This window comes from Allobrachymonas denitrificans DSM 15123 (genome assembly GCF_900110225.1).
GTDB classification, from domain to species: domain Bacteria; phylum Pseudomonadota; class Gammaproteobacteria; order Burkholderiales; family Burkholderiaceae_C; genus Brachymonas; species Brachymonas denitrificans.
The window spans coordinates 1-16,260 of sequence record NZ_FOCW01000008.1; the positions used below are offsets into that span (position 1 = coordinate 1).

At 56.0% G+C, this 16,260-nt stretch carries 16 protein-coding genes; all 16 read right to left on the minus strand.

Features of this window, described 5'->3' with window-relative positions:
• Positions 1–263: DUF1153 domain-containing protein (locus tag BMW28_RS10665; RefSeq protein ID WP_091817921.1), on the minus strand; the 263-nt coding region annotated here is incomplete at its 3' end.
• A complete protein-coding gene (locus BMW28_RS10670) occupies positions 214–1,050 on the minus strand; it encodes a hypothetical protein (protein ID WP_143280589.1) in 837 nt (278 codons plus the stop codon). The genes BMW28_RS10670 and BMW28_RS10665, both read right to left, overlap by 50 nt.
• A 295-nt stretch (positions 1,051–1,345) precedes the next feature.
• A complete protein-coding gene (gene rfbC, locus BMW28_RS10675; RefSeq protein WP_091817726.1) occupies positions 1,346–1,894 on the minus strand; it encodes a dTDP-4-dehydrorhamnose 3,5-epimerase in 549 nt (182 codons plus the stop codon).
• Positions 1,891–2,781 carry a glucose-1-phosphate thymidylyltransferase RfbA gene (gene rfbA, locus BMW28_RS10680; RefSeq protein ID WP_091817728.1) on the minus strand — a complete coding sequence of 297 codons (891 nt, stop codon included), beginning with the start codon at positions 2,779–2,781 and terminating at the stop codon, positions 1,891–1,893. The genes rfbC and rfbA overlap by 4 nt, the downstream gene beginning before the upstream one ends.
• A gap of 39 nt (positions 2,782–2,820) precedes the next feature.
• Entirely contained in the window at positions 2,821–3,747 is a 927-nt protein-coding gene (rfbD, locus tag BMW28_RS10685; protein ID WP_091817731.1) for a dTDP-4-dehydrorhamnose reductase, read from the minus strand.
• Positions 3,748–3,750: 3 nt separating this feature from the next.
• The gene (gene rfbB / locus BMW28_RS10690; RefSeq protein ID WP_091817734.1) at positions 3,751–4,812 is read right to left on the minus strand and encodes a dTDP-glucose 4,6-dehydratase; all 1,062 of its coding nucleotides are present in this window, start codon (positions 4,810–4,812) and stop codon (positions 3,751–3,753) included.
• Positions 4,813–4,839: 27 nt separating this feature from the next.
• Positions 4,840–5,715, minus strand: a complete 876-nt coding sequence (gene galU / locus BMW28_RS10695; RefSeq protein WP_091817736.1) for a UTP--glucose-1-phosphate uridylyltransferase GalU — start codon at positions 5,713–5,715, stop codon at positions 4,840–4,842.
• A gap of 87 nt (positions 5,716–5,802) precedes the next feature.
• Positions 5,803–6,924 (minus strand): glycosyltransferase family 4 protein, encoded by a 1,122-nt coding sequence (locus tag BMW28_RS10700; RefSeq protein WP_234970124.1) that lies wholly within the window; start codon positions 6,922–6,924, stop codon positions 5,803–5,805.
• Between the two features lie 79 nt (positions 6,925–7,003).
• Positions 7,004–8,134: a non-hydrolyzing UDP-N-acetylglucosamine 2-epimerase gene (gene wecB, locus BMW28_RS10705; protein WP_091817741.1), complete on the minus strand. Its 1,131-nt coding sequence runs from the start codon at positions 8,132–8,134 to the stop codon at positions 7,004–7,006.
• Between the two features lie 27 nt (positions 8,135–8,161).
• A complete protein-coding gene (gene wbjC, locus BMW28_RS10710; RefSeq protein WP_091817743.1) occupies positions 8,162–9,286 on the minus strand; it encodes a UDP-2-acetamido-2,6-beta-L-arabino-hexul-4-ose reductase in 1,125 nt (374 codons plus the stop codon).
• Between the two features lie 3 nt (positions 9,287–9,289).
• Entirely contained in the window at positions 9,290–10,333 is a 1,044-nt protein-coding gene (locus BMW28_RS10715; protein ID WP_091817745.1) for a polysaccharide biosynthesis protein, read from the minus strand.
• A 1-nt stretch (position 10,334) separates the two neighbouring features.
• On the minus strand, positions 10,335–11,492 hold the full coding sequence (locus BMW28_RS10720) for a hypothetical protein (protein ID WP_091817748.1): 1,158 nt from the start codon (positions 11,490–11,492) through the stop codon (positions 10,335–10,337).
• A 3-nt stretch (positions 11,493–11,495) separates the two neighbouring features.
• Complete coding sequence (locus tag BMW28_RS10725) at positions 11,496–12,416, minus strand: glycosyltransferase family 2 protein (RefSeq protein ID WP_091817750.1); 921 nt, start codon at positions 12,414–12,416, stop codon at positions 11,496–11,498.
• 1 nt (position 12,417) lies between these two features.
• Positions 12,418–13,620, minus strand: coding sequence for a lipopolysaccharide biosynthesis protein (locus BMW28_RS10730; RefSeq protein ID WP_159430752.1), 1,203 nt, complete (start codon positions 13,618–13,620; stop codon positions 12,418–12,420).
• A gap of 152 nt (positions 13,621–13,772) precedes the next feature.
• On the minus strand, positions 13,773–14,729 hold the full coding sequence (locus BMW28_RS10735) for a Gfo/Idh/MocA family protein (RefSeq protein WP_091817755.1): 957 nt from the start codon (positions 14,727–14,729) through the stop codon (positions 13,773–13,775).
• 39 nt (positions 14,730–14,768) lie between these two features.
• Complete coding sequence (locus BMW28_RS10740; RefSeq protein ID WP_091817758.1) at positions 14,769–16,067, minus strand: nucleotide sugar dehydrogenase; 1,299 nt, start codon at positions 16,065–16,067, stop codon at positions 14,769–14,771.
• Positions 16,068–16,260 lie beyond the last annotated feature (193 nt).

Here is a 16,260-nt window from a genome sequence, read left to right on the forward strand (position 1 = left end):
TCCAGCATGGCTTCGCCGTAGGCTTCCTGCAGGTCACTGAGCTTCTTCTCATACTGCTGGCGCACATCAAGCGGGTTCGTACGCAAGGCATTCTCCATGCCACGTTTGCCTTCTTCCACCCATTGCTCCAGCTCTGAAGGCTGCAGGTCAAAGGCACGGCTGGCCTCTGCCACCGTAGTCTTGCCCTGGATGATCTCCAGGACCAGGGCCGTTTTACGCTTGGCCGTCCAGCGCTTGATATCGTCTTCCATCAGGGTACTCATCGTCGTTTCCTTCAACAATAACACCTGTGCAGGAATTCAGTGGGTCAATACAGGGCAGCACAATCGGCAGGGACAGCAGGATCAGCGCCACTTCCAGCACGTACTTGATCGCCATGTAGGTCGGGTTGGGCAGCAGCGACCCCAGGGTGTTCTCGTACATGTGGTGGATCTTGACGCGCCCGGTGAGCGCCTCTTCCACCTGACGGATGTTGTACACCGGCATGTGCTGCAGGGTGCAATCCGCGAGGAACTTTTGCCAGGCATTGGTCAGCGCGGGCGCGTGCAGGTCAGCCACGATGGCGTCCAGCCGCTGTCCGCCATTGGGCAGCGCCGGCTCATCCAGCCGCACCCATTCCACGTCCTTGATCAGGTCCAGCCTGCTGGCCCGCCCCAGCGGGACATAGCCCATGCGTGGCACCTGGCCATGCCGCATCCAGGTGGATTGCAGCAACATGAACAGCAGCGTCAGGCACAGTCCGGCGGTGAGGTAGGTCAGGGAGTACGGCAGGCGAGTGGCCATCAGCAAGCCGGCCAGTACCCCGTACCAGCCCAGCACAATGGTAATACCGGCAAAAATGGAGCGCCGGCCTGGAAACCAGTCAAAGCGCTGCATGCTCAGCATGCTGGCCACAAAAGCCAGCGCCACGGCCGCCATGCTGACTTCCTGCATCAAGCCCGCAGGCAAGGCCAGCGGGTTCCAGTGGGGCAACAAGAATGCTGGCAGGGCACAGACAAACAGCAGGCCTACTGCCAGGCGGGTATAAAACGACGTCAGGAATTTTTTCATGCGATTCTGGAGCCCCTCCCGCTCAGCTGCGCTGGATCAGGGTTAGCCCCATGCTATCTTTCGCTGATAGTATAGGTGCTGGCATGTCAAATTCATGACAAACGCATGGCGCATGCCGTTACTTCAACATGCTGATCCGGACACATCCCTAGAGAGTGCATGGTACACCCCGTCCCGCAGGCCTTGTCATCCAGTCCGTCTTGCTGGCCATCGCCATCTGCCAAAGCGGGAAAATGCCACAAGCTATGCCCATGACATGTAGGCGCAACACCACATGGCGGCGCGCTGCCAGCCCTCAAGGCAGCTGATGCAAGGCCAGGCCCTGCTGGTCCTTGGCCGACAACAGCGGCTGCGGCATGTCGATGGCATGACAGGGCCAGGCCACGGCCACATCCGGATCATTCCAGGCCAGCGTGGCTTCATGCTGCGGCGCATAGTAATCGGTGGTCTTGTACAGGAATTCCGCCGTCTCGCTCAGCACCAGAAAGCCATGTGCCAGGCCGGGCGGCACCCACAGCATGCGCTGGTTCTCCTCACTCAGCTCCAGGCCAAACCACTGGCCAAAGGTGGGCGACTCCTTGCGGATGTCCACCGCCACGTCAAACACGCTGCCGCGCACCACGCGCACCAGCTTGCCCTGGGGTTGCTGCGTCTGGAAATGCAGGCCGCGCAGCACGCCCCGGGCGGACCGGGAGTGGTTGTCCTGTACAAACTGGTGGCGGGTACCGGTCAGCTCGTCAAATACGCGCTGGTTGAAGCTTTCCATGAAGAAGCCACGGGCATCGCCAAACACGCGCGGCTCCAGGATCAACACATCGGGAATGGAAGTGGGCAAGGCTTTCATCGGGGCAGTCCTTCTTTCAGCAGGCGCAGCAGGTATTGGCCGTAGCCATTCTTGCGCATCGGCTCTGCCAATTCCTGCAATTGGGCCGCATCGATATAGCCGTTGCGCCAGGCGATTTCTTCCGGGCAGGCGATTTTCAGGCCCTGGCGCTGCTCCAGCGTGGCAATGAACTGGCCGGCATCGAGCAGGCTTTCATGGGTGCCGGTATCGAGCCAGGCATAGCCGCGCGTCATGATTTCCACATGCAGGCGGCCCTGCTCCAGGTAGGCCTGGTTGACGCTGGTGATTTCCAGCTCGCCACGGGCGCTGGGCCGGACCTGGCTGGCAATGTCCACCACCTGGTTGTCGTAAAAGTACAGGCCGGTGACAGCGTAGCTGGACTTGGGCTGCTGCGGCTTTTCCTCGATGCTGATGGCCTTGCCGGCGGCATCGAACTCCACCACGCCGTAGCGCTCCGGATCCTGCACATGGTAGGCAAAGACCGAGGCATCATCGGTACGTGCATGGGCCTGCTGCAGCAGGGTCACCAAATCATGGCCGTAGTAGATGTTGTCTCCCAGCACCAGCGCCGAAGGGTGGTTGCCGATGAAATCCTTGCCGATCAGAAAGGCCTGCGCCAGACCATCCGGGCTGGGCTGCACGGCGTACTGCAGGTTCAGGCCCCACTGGCCACCATCGCCCAGCAGCTGCTGGAAGCGCGGCGTGTCCTGTGGCGTGGAAATGACCAGAATGTCGCGGATACCCGCCAGCATCAGCGTGGTGAGCGGGTAGTAGATCATGGGCTTGTCGTACACCGGCAGCAGCTGCTTGCTGATGGCCAGTGTGGCCGGGTGCAGGCGGGTGCCGGAGCCGCCCGCCAGGATGATGCCCTTGCGTGAAGTCGTCATAGAATTTCGCTTGATGTATTGAGGGGGATGGCCGGCTTTTCAGCCCAGCACTTCATCCAGCATGCGGTCCACGCCCTGCTGCCAGTCCGGCAGCGCCAGACCAAACGCCTGCTGCAGTTTGTGCGTGTCCAGCCGCGAATTAAGCGGCCGTGTCGCTGCCACGGGGTAAGCGCTGGAGGGAATGGCGGTGACGGCTTCCGGAGCCACCTTAAGCGGCAGACCCTTGCGCCGTGCCACATCCAGCACATGGCTGGCATAGCCATGCCAGCTGGTGCTGCCGCCAGCGGCCAAATGGTAGAGGCCGGTACAGCCGGTATCGCCACGCAGGTACTGCCGCACGGCATGGGCGGTGACATCGGCGATCAGCTCGGCACCGGTGGGGGCGCCCCACTGGTCACTGATCACGCTGAGGCTATCGCGCTCCTGCGCCAGGCGCAGCATGGTGCGGGCAAAGTTGCCGCCGCGTGCGGCATAGACCCAGCTGGTGCGGAAAATCAGGTGCCTTGCCGCGTGCTGGCGGATCAGGGTTTCTCCTGCCAACTTGGTCTGGCCGTAGACATTGAGCGGTGCGGTGGCATCGGTTTCCTGCCAGGGCTGCTGGCCGGAGCCGTCAAACACGTAATCGGTGGAGTAATGCACCAGCAGTGCGCCCAGACGGTCTGCCTCTTGGGCCAGCACGCCCATGGTGGTGGCATTGATGCGCTGCGCCAGCTCTGGCTCGCTTTCGGCCTTGTCTACTGCGGTGTAGGCAGCAGCATTGACGATGACGTTTGGCTGCAGCAGGCGCACGGTGGCGGCCAGGGCTTCGGGATCGGCCAGATCGCCGTGCAACGGCTGACCTTGCCAGACCGGGTTGGCAGCGGTATCACGCCCCAGCGCCCACAGCGTACCCAGCGGGGCCAGGCTGCGCTGCAGCTCCCAGCCGACCTGGCCCTGCTTGCCCAACAGCAGGATGGTGGTGCCCATGGCTTACTCCTGCGTGTATTGCTTGCTGACCCACTCGCGGTAGGCACCGCTTTGCACGTTGGCCACCCACTGCGGGTGGTCCAGGTACCACTGCACGGTCTTGGCAATGCCGGTGTCGAAGGTTTCTACCGGCTTCCAGCCCAGTTCACGTTCAATCTTGTGCGCATCGATGGCGTAGCGGCGGTCGTGGCCAGGGCGGTCGGTGACGTGGGTGATCTGTTCGGCGTAGCTGCGGCCATCGGCACGCGGGCGCAGCTGGTCCAGCAGACGGCAGATGGTGTGCACGATGTCGATATTGGGCTTTTCGTTCCAGCCGCCAACGTTGTAGGTTTCGCCCAACTGGCCGGCCTCCAACACACGGCGGATGGCGCTGCAGTGGTCTTTGACGTAGAGCCAGTCACGCACCTGCATGCCGTCACCGTAGACCGGCAGCGGTTTGCCGGCCAGGGCGTTGACGATCATGAGCGGGATCAGCTTTTCCGGGAAATGGTACGGGCCGTAGTTGTTGCTGCAATTGGTGGTGAGTACCGGCAAGCCGTAGGTGTGGTGGTAGGCGCGTACCAGATGGTCGCTGGCGGCCTTGCTGGCGCTGTAGGGGCTGTTGGGCTCGTAGCGGTGCTGCTCGGTAAAGGCCGGGGCATCAGGTGCCAGGGTGCCGTAGACCTCGTCGGTGGAGACGTGCAGGAAGCGGAAGGCCTCTTTGGCCTGGCCCTGCAGGCCGTTGTAGTAGGCGCGGGCGCATTCCAGCAGGTGGAAGGTGCCGACGATATTGGTCTGGATGAAGTCTTCCGGGCCGTGGATGGAGCGGTCCACATGGCTTTCGGCGGCAAAGTTGAGGATGGCGCGTGGCTGGTGCTCGGCCAGCAGGCGGCTGACCAGCTGGGCATCACCGATATCGCCCTGTACGAAGATGTGGCGTGGGTCGTCCTGCACGGCAGCCAGAGTTTCGAGGTTGCCGGCGTAGGTCAGCTTGTCCAGGTTGAGGATGGGCTCGTTGTGCTGCGCCAGCCAGTCGAGAACGAAGTTGCCGCCGATGAAGCCGGCGCCGCCTGTGATCAGGATCATGAATTTTCCTTGCCGCCCGTTGTGGGCTTACTGGCAATTGTCTTTCAGCCAGGCGCTGAAACCTTCGCCCATTTCGGGATGCTGACGCGCCAGATCCACCGTAGCCTGGAGGAAGCCCTGCTTGCTGCCGCAATCGTAACGCTTGCCCTGATAGCGGAAGGCAAAGACGCGCTCACGGCGCAGCAGCGAGGCGATGGCATCGGTGAGCTGGATTTCACCACCCACCCCGGTTTGCTGACTGGCGATTTCGGCAAAGATGCCGGGGGTGAGGATGTAGCGGCCAGCCACGGCCAGGGTGCTGGGTGCCTGTTCGGGCGCGGGCTTTTCGACGATGGCGTTGACATCCACCATCTGCGGGTTGACCTCGGTGCCAGCGACGATGCCGTACTTGCGGGTGTCTTCACGCGGCACGTCTTGCACTGCCAAAATGCTGGTGCGCCATTCGTTGAACTGCTCCACCATCTGCGACATGATGGACGGCTGGCCCACCATCAGGTCATCGGCCAGCAATACGGCAAACGGGTCATTGCCCACCAGCTCGCGCGCGCACAGCACAGCGTGGCCCAGGCCCAGGGCGCGATGCTGGCGTACGTAAACGCACTGCATGTCGTCGGGCTTGATGCTGCGCACCAACTGGAGCAGCTCGTGCTTGCCGGCGGCTTCCAGTTCCGATTCCAGTTCGTAGGCGGTATCGAAATGGTCCTCGATGGAGCGCTTGGTGCGGCCGGTGACGAAAATCATCTGGCGGATACCGGCCTCATAGGCCTCCTCTACCGCGTACTGGATCAGCGGCTTGTCTACCACGGTCAGCATTTCCTTGGGACTGGCCTTGGTGGCAGGGAGGAAACGGGTGCCGAGGCCGGCGATGGGGAAGACGGCTTTCTTGATGCTGGAAGGGTTCATGGCGTGTTCTCACAATGGATGAGACAGATGCGGCTAGCGTAGCGCAAGCCGCAATTTATTTCAAAAACGTGGCCCGTAGATGACGCTTCAAGCCTGCAGGCTGGCCACGACCTGCCGCACCGCTGCCTCTGACGAGAACAGACGATCTGCCAGCTGCGTGCAGCGTTGCGACATGCCGGCATCCGTTTCCAGTTGCTCCAGCAGGGCTTCTGCCTGTGCTGCCAGCACGGCAGCATCGGGTCGGGACGAAACACTGCCCACCTGTTCAGTCTGAATCAGGTTCACCAGGTCATTACCATCGTTCACACAGGCCAGTACGGGCAGCCCACTGTGCATGTACGACAGGAATTTGCCGGGAATATTGTGCGTCTTGTGTCGCGGGTCCAGCGCGACCAGGCCGATATCGCATTGGGCATACAGGCCGGGTATCTCGTCCGGATCAATCTCGCCAAAAAACACCACGTTGTCCAGTTGCCGTTCTGCAGCCATGCGCTTGAGCTTGTCGGCATCGCTGCCACGCCCCACGAACAGGAAGCCGATATCGGCACGATGCCGAAGCCTTTCGGCCAAATCGATCAGTACCCCCATGCCCTGGGCAATGCCCATGTTGCCGGCGTAGACGAAGATCTTGCGGCCTGTCAGCGGGGTCTGCTGCACATCAATGGTGCAGCCGGCATCCGGTGCCCTGGTTAGCCAGTTCTGCAACACTTCCAGCGAGCGGCCGGACTGCTTCTGCCACTCCTGGAAATACACGCCATTACCTGGTGTCTGGATGCCGATGGCATCGGCTACGGCGTACTGCTGGTTGGCAATGACCTTGAAAAAGCGGTAGGGCAAGCCCCGGCCCATCAGGCCCATGTCCACCGCCCATTCCGGAAAAATGTCGCGGATGATCAGGTAGCTACGGCAGCGGGAGGCCCGCTTCATGCGCTGCACCATGGGCCCCAGGAAGATGCTGGGCGAATACCACACCACGCCGTCCCACTGCTGCCCGGCCAGCGGGCTTTGCTGCAGGTTGCGCCACATGGCATGGGGCATCAGGAACTCGCCGAGGGTACGCCGCACGTAGTCGATGTCCTTGGTGCGTGGTGTCTTGAGGCGCAAGACCTGTACGCCACGCCACTCTTCCAGCAGCCAGGGTTGTGGCTGGTCTGGCGAGGCCACCATCATGGTGATCTGGTGGCCCTGGCGGGCAAATTCTTCGGACAAGTCCCGCAGTTGTACGGCGGCGGAGGAGCGCAGCGGCGGGTAGGCGTCTGCTATCAGGGCAATTCGCATACAGGCTCTATCAGTACTTCTTCCAGACCACGCGGTTCACATAGTCGGTGTAGCTCTGGATGATGCGCAGCACCTTGTCGGAAACGTTGGGCATGCTGTAGTCGGCCACCTGGCGCAGCAGGCGCTGGTCACCACGCGGCTGACTTTCCAGGATGTCCAGGCCCTGCATCACGCGCTCGGGCGACATGCCGACCATCATCACGGCGGCTTCTTCCATGCCTTCGGGGCGCTCATGCGCTTCGCGCAGATTGAGGGCCGGGAAGTTGAGGATGGAGGATTCCTCGTTGATGGTGCCACTATCAGACAGTACGGCGCGTGCCATGAGCTGCAGCTTGTTGTAATCGGAGAAGCCCAGCGGCTTCAATAGCTGCACGTTAGGGTGGAATTGGGCCCCCATGGCATCCACGCGCTTTTGCGTGCGCGGATGGGTAGAGACGATCACGGGGAAGCCGTATTTTTCGGCCACGCCATTCAGCACTTCCACCAGGCGGGTGAAGTTCTTGTCGGAGTCGATGTTTTCCTCGCGATGTGCGCTGACGACGAAAAAACGATTGGCTTCCAGTCCAAGACGCTCCAGCACGTCCGATGCCTCGATCTTGGCACGGTAATGGCCCAGCACCTCGTTCATGGGGCTACCAGTCTTGATGACCATATCCGGCGGTAGACCTTCGCGCAGCAGGTATTCGCGGGCGATGCTGCTGTAGGTGAGGTTGATGTCGGCGGTGTGGTCCACGATGCGACGGTTGATTTCTTCGGGGACACGCATGTCAAAGCAGCGGTTGCCGGCTTCCATGTGGAAGATCGGCACCTTGCGGCGCTTGGCCGGAATCACGGACAGGCAGCTGTTGGTGTCGCCCAGTACCAGCAGGGCTTCGGGCTGCACTTCTGCCAGCACGCCGTCCACGGCGGCGATGATCTTGCCGATGGTTTCGGCAGCCGTGCCGCCAGCGGCGTTGAGGAAATGATCCGGCTTGCGAATGCCCAGATCGTCAAAGAAGATCTGGTTGAGTTCGTAGTCGTAGTTCTGACCGGTATGTACCAGCACATGTTCGCAATGCTCGTCCAGGCGCGCCATGACGCGGGACAGGCGGATGATTTCGGGGCGGGTGCCCACGACGGTCATGACTTTGAGTTTTTTCATTTCTTGCAATCTCCAGCAGCCTGCACCTTACAGCGGGCAGGCATAGGTATCCGGGCGCTCCCGATCAAAAATTTCATTGGCCCACAGCATGACGACCATTTCTTCCTGGCCCACATTGGTGATGTCGTGCGTCCAGCCGGGTACAGTTTCGACCACTTCGGCCTTGCTGCCATCGGTGTGCAGCTCGTGATACTCACCCGTCTGCATGTGACGGAAACGGAACAGGGCCTTGCCCTTGATGACCAGGAACTTTTCGGTCTTGGTGTGGTGGTAGTGACCGCCACGGGTAATGCCCGGGTGCGCCGTGAAGTACGAGAACTGGCCACTGTCCTGCGTCTTGAGCATTTCCACAAAGACCCCGCGCGCATCACCATGCATGGGCACGGTGTAGGAAAATTGCGCGGGTTCCAGATAGCTGACGTAGGTGGCGTACAGGGCGCGGGTCAGTCCCGTACCCACACGATCTATCATCAGCGTGTCGCGGTTGTCGCGAAAACCTTTGATGGCCTCGGCCAGCTGCCCAACAGTGGTAGCGTAGACCGGCTGTACCTGATCAAAGCCCTCTGCATCCTGGCAAGGTGCTGCTCCGTCCATCAGTTGGACAAATCGTTGAACCACATCGTCCACGTAGACCAGGGACAGTGCTGCATCAGGATTGTTGACCTGGATGGGCAAGCCGCGGGCGATGTTGTGGCAGAAAGTGGCTACCACCGAGTTGTAGTTGGGGCGCGTCCACTTGCCAAATACATTGGGCAGACGGAACACGTGTACCGGCACACCGTGTTGCTGGCCAAGGGCAAACAGCAAATCTTCGGCACCGCGCTTGCTTTCACCATAAGGGTTGGTCTGCGCCGCCTGGATGGATGAGGTATAGATCACCGGAATGCGCTTGCCGGCTTCTGCCTGAGTGGCTACCGCCTGGCACAGGGTCGCAGTCAGATCCGTATTGCCAGAGGCAAACTCTGCCGGATCTTGCGGGCGGTTGACGCCGGCCAGATGAAAGACGAAATCCACGCCCTCCAGCATTTCCGGGAGTTGCTGCAAGGAGTGGCTGCGGTCAAAGCAGCGGACCTCTACATCCTGGCGCGGGGACAGGATGAGCTGAAGGTTCTTGCCGATGAAGCCATCGGATCCGGTGATCAGGACTCTCATGGTTTACTCCTCGGGGTTGGCCACTTCACCGCGCGCCACGCGTTGCATGAACTTGAGCTTGAGCAGCAACTGCTGCATACCCTGCTTGTCCAGGCGGGTGGTATTGTGCGAGTTGTAGTCTTCACCGTGCGAGGTTTGCGTCAAACGCTTTTCACCCTCATCCACAAACTTGGTGTAGTTGAGGTCACGCGAGTCGGCCGGAACGCGGAAGTAGTCACCCATGTCTTCGGCACAGGCCATTTCCTCACGACTGAGCAACACTTCATACAGCTTTTCGCCATGGCGCGTGCCCATGACGTTGACGGGATGGTCCGGCTTGTTCATGAGGCCCAGAATGGCCTGCGCCAACACATCTACCGTGGCGGCAGGAGCCTTTTGCACAAAGATATCGCCATTGTTGCCATGCTCGAAGGCGTACAGCACCAGGTCCACGGCATCTTCCAGCGTCATCATGAAGCGGGTCATTTCCGGATCGGTGATGGTGATGGGCTGGCCATTTTGCACCTGCTGCACGAACAGCGGAATAACGGAGCCGCGCGAAGCCATCACGTTGCCGTAGCGCGTGCCACAGATCACGGTGTTGGTATGTTCCAGATTGCGACTGGTTGCCACCATGACCTTTTCCATCATGGCCTTGCTGATGCCCATGGCGTTGATGGGATACACGGCCTTGTCGGTGCTCAAGCACACCACACGCTTGACGCCATGATTGATGGCGGACAGCAGGACGTTTTCCGTACCCAGCACATTGGTACGGACAGCCTCGATCGGGAAGAACTCGCAGGATGGCACCTGCTTGAGTGCGGCCGCATGGTAGACAAAGTCCACGCCACGCATGGCGGCATCCACGCTACGGATATCACGCACATCCCCAATATAGAACTTGATCTTGGGGTTGTTGTACTTCTTGCGCATGTCATCTTGTTTCTTTTCGTCGCGACTGAGGATGCGGATTTCCTTCAAATCGGAACCTAGGAAGCGATTTAGGACTGCATTACCAAAAGACCCTGTACCACCAGTGATTAATAAAATTTTGTTCCCAAACATCTCACACACCTCTATCATAATAACGACTCACATAAAACCTTACATAAGCCCCCACCGCAACCGGCACCAACAAATACGTGTAATTTTTAGCCACCAGCAACAACATGAAAGAAGATAGTATAAGCAACAAAGCAACCAAAAACAAATCCCCCCGCTCCCCCTTCAAAAACAAATTAATCAAATGAAAAGTAGAAAGCACATACAAGAAAATCAAAACACCAAACCCAAGCAACCCCAGATCGACGTAAGCAGAAAATATATCGTGACTATAAGCGCCAGGCGGATAACTAGCATAACTACCGACCAAGGGATTATCTACTATTGTTTTTAAGGCCTCCCTCTGAAAAACCAACCTCTCCGAGACCGACTGATCCTGCCCAATAGATAGGATTTGCACCATTCTATCATTAACCTCTGTTACGAAAAAATATCCAAGCAGAACAATTCCAAAAAAAATAAAAAGCATTGAAGAAAAAAACTTCAAAGGATTATGGCTTTTCGCAAACTCCACCAAAAGGAAGGCAAGAATAGCCGCCAAAAACTCAGATCGCGCGCCAACAAAATACAGCGCCAGAAAAACACAAGGCCACAAAAACATCCTCACCCTACTATTCGCACTCGGGACAGCAGCCACCATCATGACAAATATAGCCAACCCCACGCCCTGGTAATTTAATCTATCCTCCAAATCGCCAAGACTTTCGTAGTCAACCACATAAGTCCCACTAGCAGAGGCAATAATAATGTAAAAGCAGAACAGCAACAGCAACCATCTCAGCCTCTTCTGATAGCCAGAATTCTCCCAAGCAAATCCCATGGCCACAAAGTAAAGCGAAAATATTTTCAAGATATACGCTATATGAGGATTGACAATCAGTCTATTTGCACCAGAAAAATACCCATATATAACCACAAGAGAAAACAGAGCCAAAAATAAGAAAAACAGTATTTCAACTAGAACGCGAGCACGCCCTCGGCTTTGAAAGTAAGCCCAAACAGCAAACGGCATGGCAGCCACCGCACCAAACGTGTAATATCCGCCAAGGAACCTTGGAATCAAGTCAAACTGAACAGCCGATTGATAAGCAACATACGCAGGAAATATCAGCAGGAAAGCCAATAAACCAGACACGCCTCTAAGCGAGAACGAGAACCTCATGGATTACCACCCACTAAACAACTTAAAGAAACGACCTCTCACTGCATACATAAAAGAATTTGCCAGCGACAATGCGCGCAATCGATCCACCATCGGCAATTCGCAAAGAAAAATACCTAGAACATCACCATGCCTTCGCAGCTCTTCACACTTCACCCTAGCTTCAAGAAGCCTCTTTGACTGATCGTTCATTTTATTATTATTTATCCTCAAAAAAGTACTTAATGCGTCAAACCTTCTCGACATTCTATCATTATAAATATCGAACGGCATAGTCATGCTTTTACTATTGTCCTGATGCATTCTCCATTTACACGCCACGATACCAGAATTAATTATTTTAACCTTGTCAAGATGTTTAGCCGCAAGCTCCATCCATGTATCTTCATTTGGCAAAAAATCTGGCACCGGGAATATTTCACCTAACATTCCACGACTCATCATGAATGAAACTCCACTATAGCCGCCCACCCCTTTTTTCCTCGGAATCACCATTCCATCCTTCGACTTGTCCTCCGACATCACCTGAAGCTTCGACAACCCCACAACCAACTCATCTGGCGAATTATCCTTAACCATCATATATCTCGCCCACAAACTCCCTTCCGGCATGATATCATCACCAGCAAATAGGCATATAAAATCTCCAGTCGCCAAGCCGACACCATAATTAAATACACCAGGCTTTCCGGGCATCTCATTATCAAAAACCTTCAATCTAGAATCCATCGAAGAAATCTCCAACGCAATCTCCTTCGTCCGATCAGAGGATTTATCATCGACAAAAATTAGCTCAAGATCATCAAATCCCTGACTTAGGATGCTCATCAATGCGACACGAACATACTTCTCCTCATTTTTAGCCCCCACAACAACGCTAACTCGCGGTCGAATTGCAAGCGTCATCTCCGATGGATTACTCATCTCACCCTCTCTTCACCAGAAAATACACGACCAAGAAATAAATTAAATAAACAACAAATCCTGATATAGCATACCCTTCAACCACCCATGATTCAAAATAAATCACACACAAATATATAAAGGCCAACCGGGTCAATAAAGAAAATACCTGCAAAACCAATGCCAACTCCTGCCTACCAAGGACATGGAAAGACATGGATACCGGGGATGCCACCAATTGCATAAAAAACCATGGCAACATCCATATTATCATCGCTCCAACCGGTTCCCACTTGTCGCCAAAAATCTCAGAAACACCAAAAGGAAGGACCACCAACACAAGCAAAAATGGCAACACCCCCATCTTAGCAAGTCGCCATACAATTTCAGTGAAAAAAACTTTTAATGTACCCTCCGCATGTCTCTTTGGAGCCTCCGACAAAAATATCTGAGCCGCACTGGTGGCTATCAGTCCGACAGGCGCCTGCAATATCATCATTGCCAAATTCAAATAACCAACCTCTTCTGACGGCAAATATCTAGCCATAATTATTATTGGAAGATAAATTGCCGACGCATTTGCCAACGCCTCCCACGTAGAGTATATTGGATACTTTCTGTAGCGCGATGCATATTCGAAAACACGTCTTCTGTTTGTCAGGCCAAATAACCTCAAACGAATACTCTTCGCATAAAGTGCAAACCCCACCATATACCCAACTATCACCCCCAGAAGCAACCCATTCACAACAAATCCAGAAACTCCTGCGATAATCTGAATAAAAACCCGAGCAAAAGATTGAATCACCTTATTTCTCGACACTAAAATAAAGCGCCTTCTTCTTATAAACCAGGATTGCAATAAAGCCACACCTCCAAAGGCAAAAATCCCAAAAACAACAATTACAAAGTTTAACCCCTCATTAATATACTTAATAGGCGCTCCAGCATTATCAGTCACCAAAACCGAGAACCAAGGAGCGATCACAGAAAAAAGCACTAAAGAAAGAAAGCCTACGCATAACAAGGATACTGCATCTCTCCCCCTCCTCGGCAAAGCCAAAGCCACGTCATATCTCAAGCAAGCCGCAACTCCCAGTATGGCAATTACCGAATTCAATACGGCATACACCCCAAAATCAGCCGGAGAATATAGCCTAGATATTACCGGCATTGAAATTAATATGATGACTTGCCCACCAGCCGTCCCCGTCAGTAAAGTCAAAAATGACCTTAAAAACCGAGAGTCCGGCCCTCTTACCTTTACGACCATAAACAGTTAGAACTCACGTTCAAAAATCATGATGACATAAACCACGAAGCCCCTTAAAAATTAATCATCAAGGGCCACTCAATTACAAAATTCAATCAAAGCTCTCACAACAAATGAGCTACAACAGGATGCATCCTTGCCTCACCATCTGACACACAAGAAGCAGTTCTAATTACATTCACTGTTTCTATGCAGTGCCTTGCATCTTCGAGTCCATAGCCTCGTCCGGCAAGGATTTCCTCGTAACTAACCTTGTGCAGTTCGGTAAAACCTTCAGAAAACTCCAGTTCCTCACCATTGATATCAATACTGCGGTAGGTAGTCTTGCGGCCCTTGACGTCATCGGGCAGGTCATTGGCATCGATGGAGAGAAACCAGCGCACGCGGGCGCGTTCATATTCCAGATAGCCGGCAGCCTTGGTTTCACCGCTGTAGTGCACCACGTTGTCCTGCAACTTGCCAAACACGAAGTGCAGCATGTCGTAGAAATGCACGCCAATGTTGGTGGCCACGCCAAAGGACTGACGCGGATCACCCTTCCAGCTTTCTAGGTACCACTTGCCGCGGCTGGTGATGTAAGTGAGAGTGACATCAAACTTGGTATTGGCAGGAGCGGCAGCCACCTTTTGGCGCAGGGCGAGGATGGCATCGTGGTGGCGCAGCTGCAGGATGTTGTACACGCGCTTGCCGGTTTCACGCTCCACTAGCGCCAGGTCGTCCAGCAGTTCGGGCGTGGGGACCAGCGGTTTTTCGCAGATCACGTCGGCACCCAGGCGTAGGCCGGCGGTGATGTGCGGGTGGTGCAGGTAGTTGGGCGAGCAGATGCTGACGTAATCCAGCGCGGTAGCCGGATCGCGCTTGAGGCGATGGGCGTAGTCGTAGAAGCGCTCGAAATCGGTAAAGAACTCGCTTTGCGGCGAGATGCTGTCGATAATGCCAACCGAGTCGTTGATGTCATAGGCCACAGCCAAGTGGTGACCCAGATTCTTGATGGCGTGCATGTGGCGCGGGGCGATGTAGCCGGCGGCGCCGATGAGGGCGAAGTTCTTGCTATTGCTCATGGTATTGCTCTTTGAAATTGGACAATCTGCCCAAGAAAATTACAGGCGGAACACGGTAAAGCCCGCATCTTCCAGCGCATAGCGGTCAAACAGGCTCTTGATATCGCCCACCACCGGCTTGTGCTGCGTATTGCAGTAGCCAACCAGCTGCTGGGGCGTCAGTTCACGGTACTGAGTGTGGCCCACTGCCACGACCAGACTGTCCACCTTGTTGTCGGCACCCAGTTGCCCAAGCTCAAGCCCGTATTCACGGCGCACTTCATCAGCATCAGCCCAGGCATCCGTGACCACCACATTCACATTCCAGCTCTGCAGCTCCCGGATCAGGTCAATCACCTTGCTGTTGCGGATATCAGGGCAGTTCTCCTTGAACGTGATACCCATCACACCCACCGTACTGCGCGCCACATCCACACCGTTCTGGATCATGCGCTTGATGATGCTGCGTGCCGCATAGATAGCCATGTTGTCATTGATGCGACGCCCCGCCAGAATCACTTGCGGGTGGTAGCCCACCTCTTCGGCCTTGTGCGTCAGGTAGTACGGGTCCACACCAATGCAGTGCCCTCCCACCATGCCGGGCCGGAACGGCAAAAAGTTCCACTTGCTGCCTGCAGCCTCCAGCACCTCCAGCGTGTCAATGCCTACCCGTTCAAAAATGAGCGACAACTCGTTGACAAAGGCAATGTTCAAGTCACGCTGGCTGTTCTCGATCACCTTGGCAGCTTCTGCCACCTTCAGGCTGCTGGCCTTCCAGGTACCCGCCATAATGATGCTGCGGTACAGCGCATCCACCTCCTCGGCAACTTCAGGCGTACTGCCACTGGTGATCTTCTTGATCTTGGTCAGCGTGTTGACCTTGTCGCCGGGGTTGATGCGCTCAGGGCTGTAGCCGCAGAAGAAGTCCTGGTTGAACTTGAGTCCGCTGGCCTTCTCCAGCTCCGGCACACAGACTTCTTCCGTGGCCCCAGGAAAGACAGTGGACTCGTAGATGACGATATCGCCCTTGCGCAGAGTGCGGCCCACCGTCTGACTGGCCTTGACCAGAGGCGTCATGTCCGGACGATTCACCTCGTCTACCGGGGTGGGCACCGTCACGATATAAATCTGGCACTCCCGCAGATCTTCCGGGTCACAGCTGTAACGCAGATGCTCTGCGGCCTTCAGCCCTTCGGGCGACACCTCCAGAGTGCTGTCCTTGCCAGCACGCAGCTCATCCACACGCTCCTGCTTGATGTCAAAGCCCAGTACATCACGCGTCTTGCCAAACTCTGCTGCCAACGGCAGACCTACATAGCCCAGGCCGATCACAGCCAGTTTTTTTTGTTCGTTGCTCATTCTTTACTCAACAAATTTTCAATGGTTGACAGGGCTTGTCACCCAAGACAACGCCACTCAAGGTAAAAAGTCATTAAAAACAATACCCTAGGGATCCCCACCCCTTCAGACACGCCATGATTCCTCTTTCCGTCCCAGGTCGTCTCATGGCTCAAGCTATCATTATGACGCGATCCCCAGCCTGCAAATGCTA

Coding starts and splice junctions, on each gene's coding strand:
- BMW28_RS10740 (WP_091817758.1), bottom strand. CDS start 16,067: ATGAGCAACGAACAAAAAAAACTGGCTGTGATCGGCCTGGGCTATGTA.
- BMW28_RS10735 (WP_091817755.1), bottom strand. CDS start 14,729: ATGAGCAATAGCAAGAACTTCGCCCTCATCGGCGCCGCCGGCTACATC.
- wbjC (WP_091817743.1), bottom strand. CDS start 9,286: ATGAGAGTCCTGATCACCGGATCCGATGGCTTCATCGGCAAGAACCTT.
- wecB (WP_091817741.1), bottom strand. CDS start 8,134: ATGAAAAAACTCAAAGTCATGACCGTCGTGGGCACCCGCCCCGAAATC.
- rfbB (WP_091817734.1), bottom strand. CDS start 4,812: ATGATCCTGATCACAGGCGGCGCCGGCTTCATCGGCGGCAACTTCGTT.
- BMW28_RS10670 (WP_143280589.1), bottom strand. CDS start 1,050: ATGAAAAAATTCCTGACGTCGTTTTATACCCGCCTGGCAGTAGGCCTG.
- rfbA (WP_091817728.1), bottom strand. CDS start 2,781: ATGACGACTTCACGCAAGGGCATCATCCTGGCGGGCGGCTCCGGCACC.
- BMW28_RS10720 (WP_091817748.1), bottom strand. CDS start 11,492: ATGAGGTTCTCGTTCTCGCTTAGAGGCGTGTCTGGTTTATTGGCTTTC.
- BMW28_RS10725 (WP_091817750.1), bottom strand. CDS start 12,416: ATGAGTAATCCATCGGAGATGACGCTTGCAATTCGACCGCGAGTTAGC.
- BMW28_RS10715 (WP_091817745.1), bottom strand. CDS start 10,333: ATGTTTGGGAACAAAATTTTATTAATCACTGGTGGTACAGGGTCTTTT.
- rfbD (WP_091817731.1), bottom strand. CDS start 3,747: ATGGGCACCACCATCCTGCTGTTGGGCAAGCAGGGCCAGGTCGGCTGG.
- galU (WP_091817736.1), bottom strand. CDS start 5,715: ATGAACCCTTCCAGCATCAAGAAAGCCGTCTTCCCCATCGCCGGCCTC.
- rfbC (WP_091817726.1), bottom strand. CDS start 1,894: ATGAAAGCCTTGCCCACTTCCATTCCCGATGTGTTGATCCTGGAGCCG.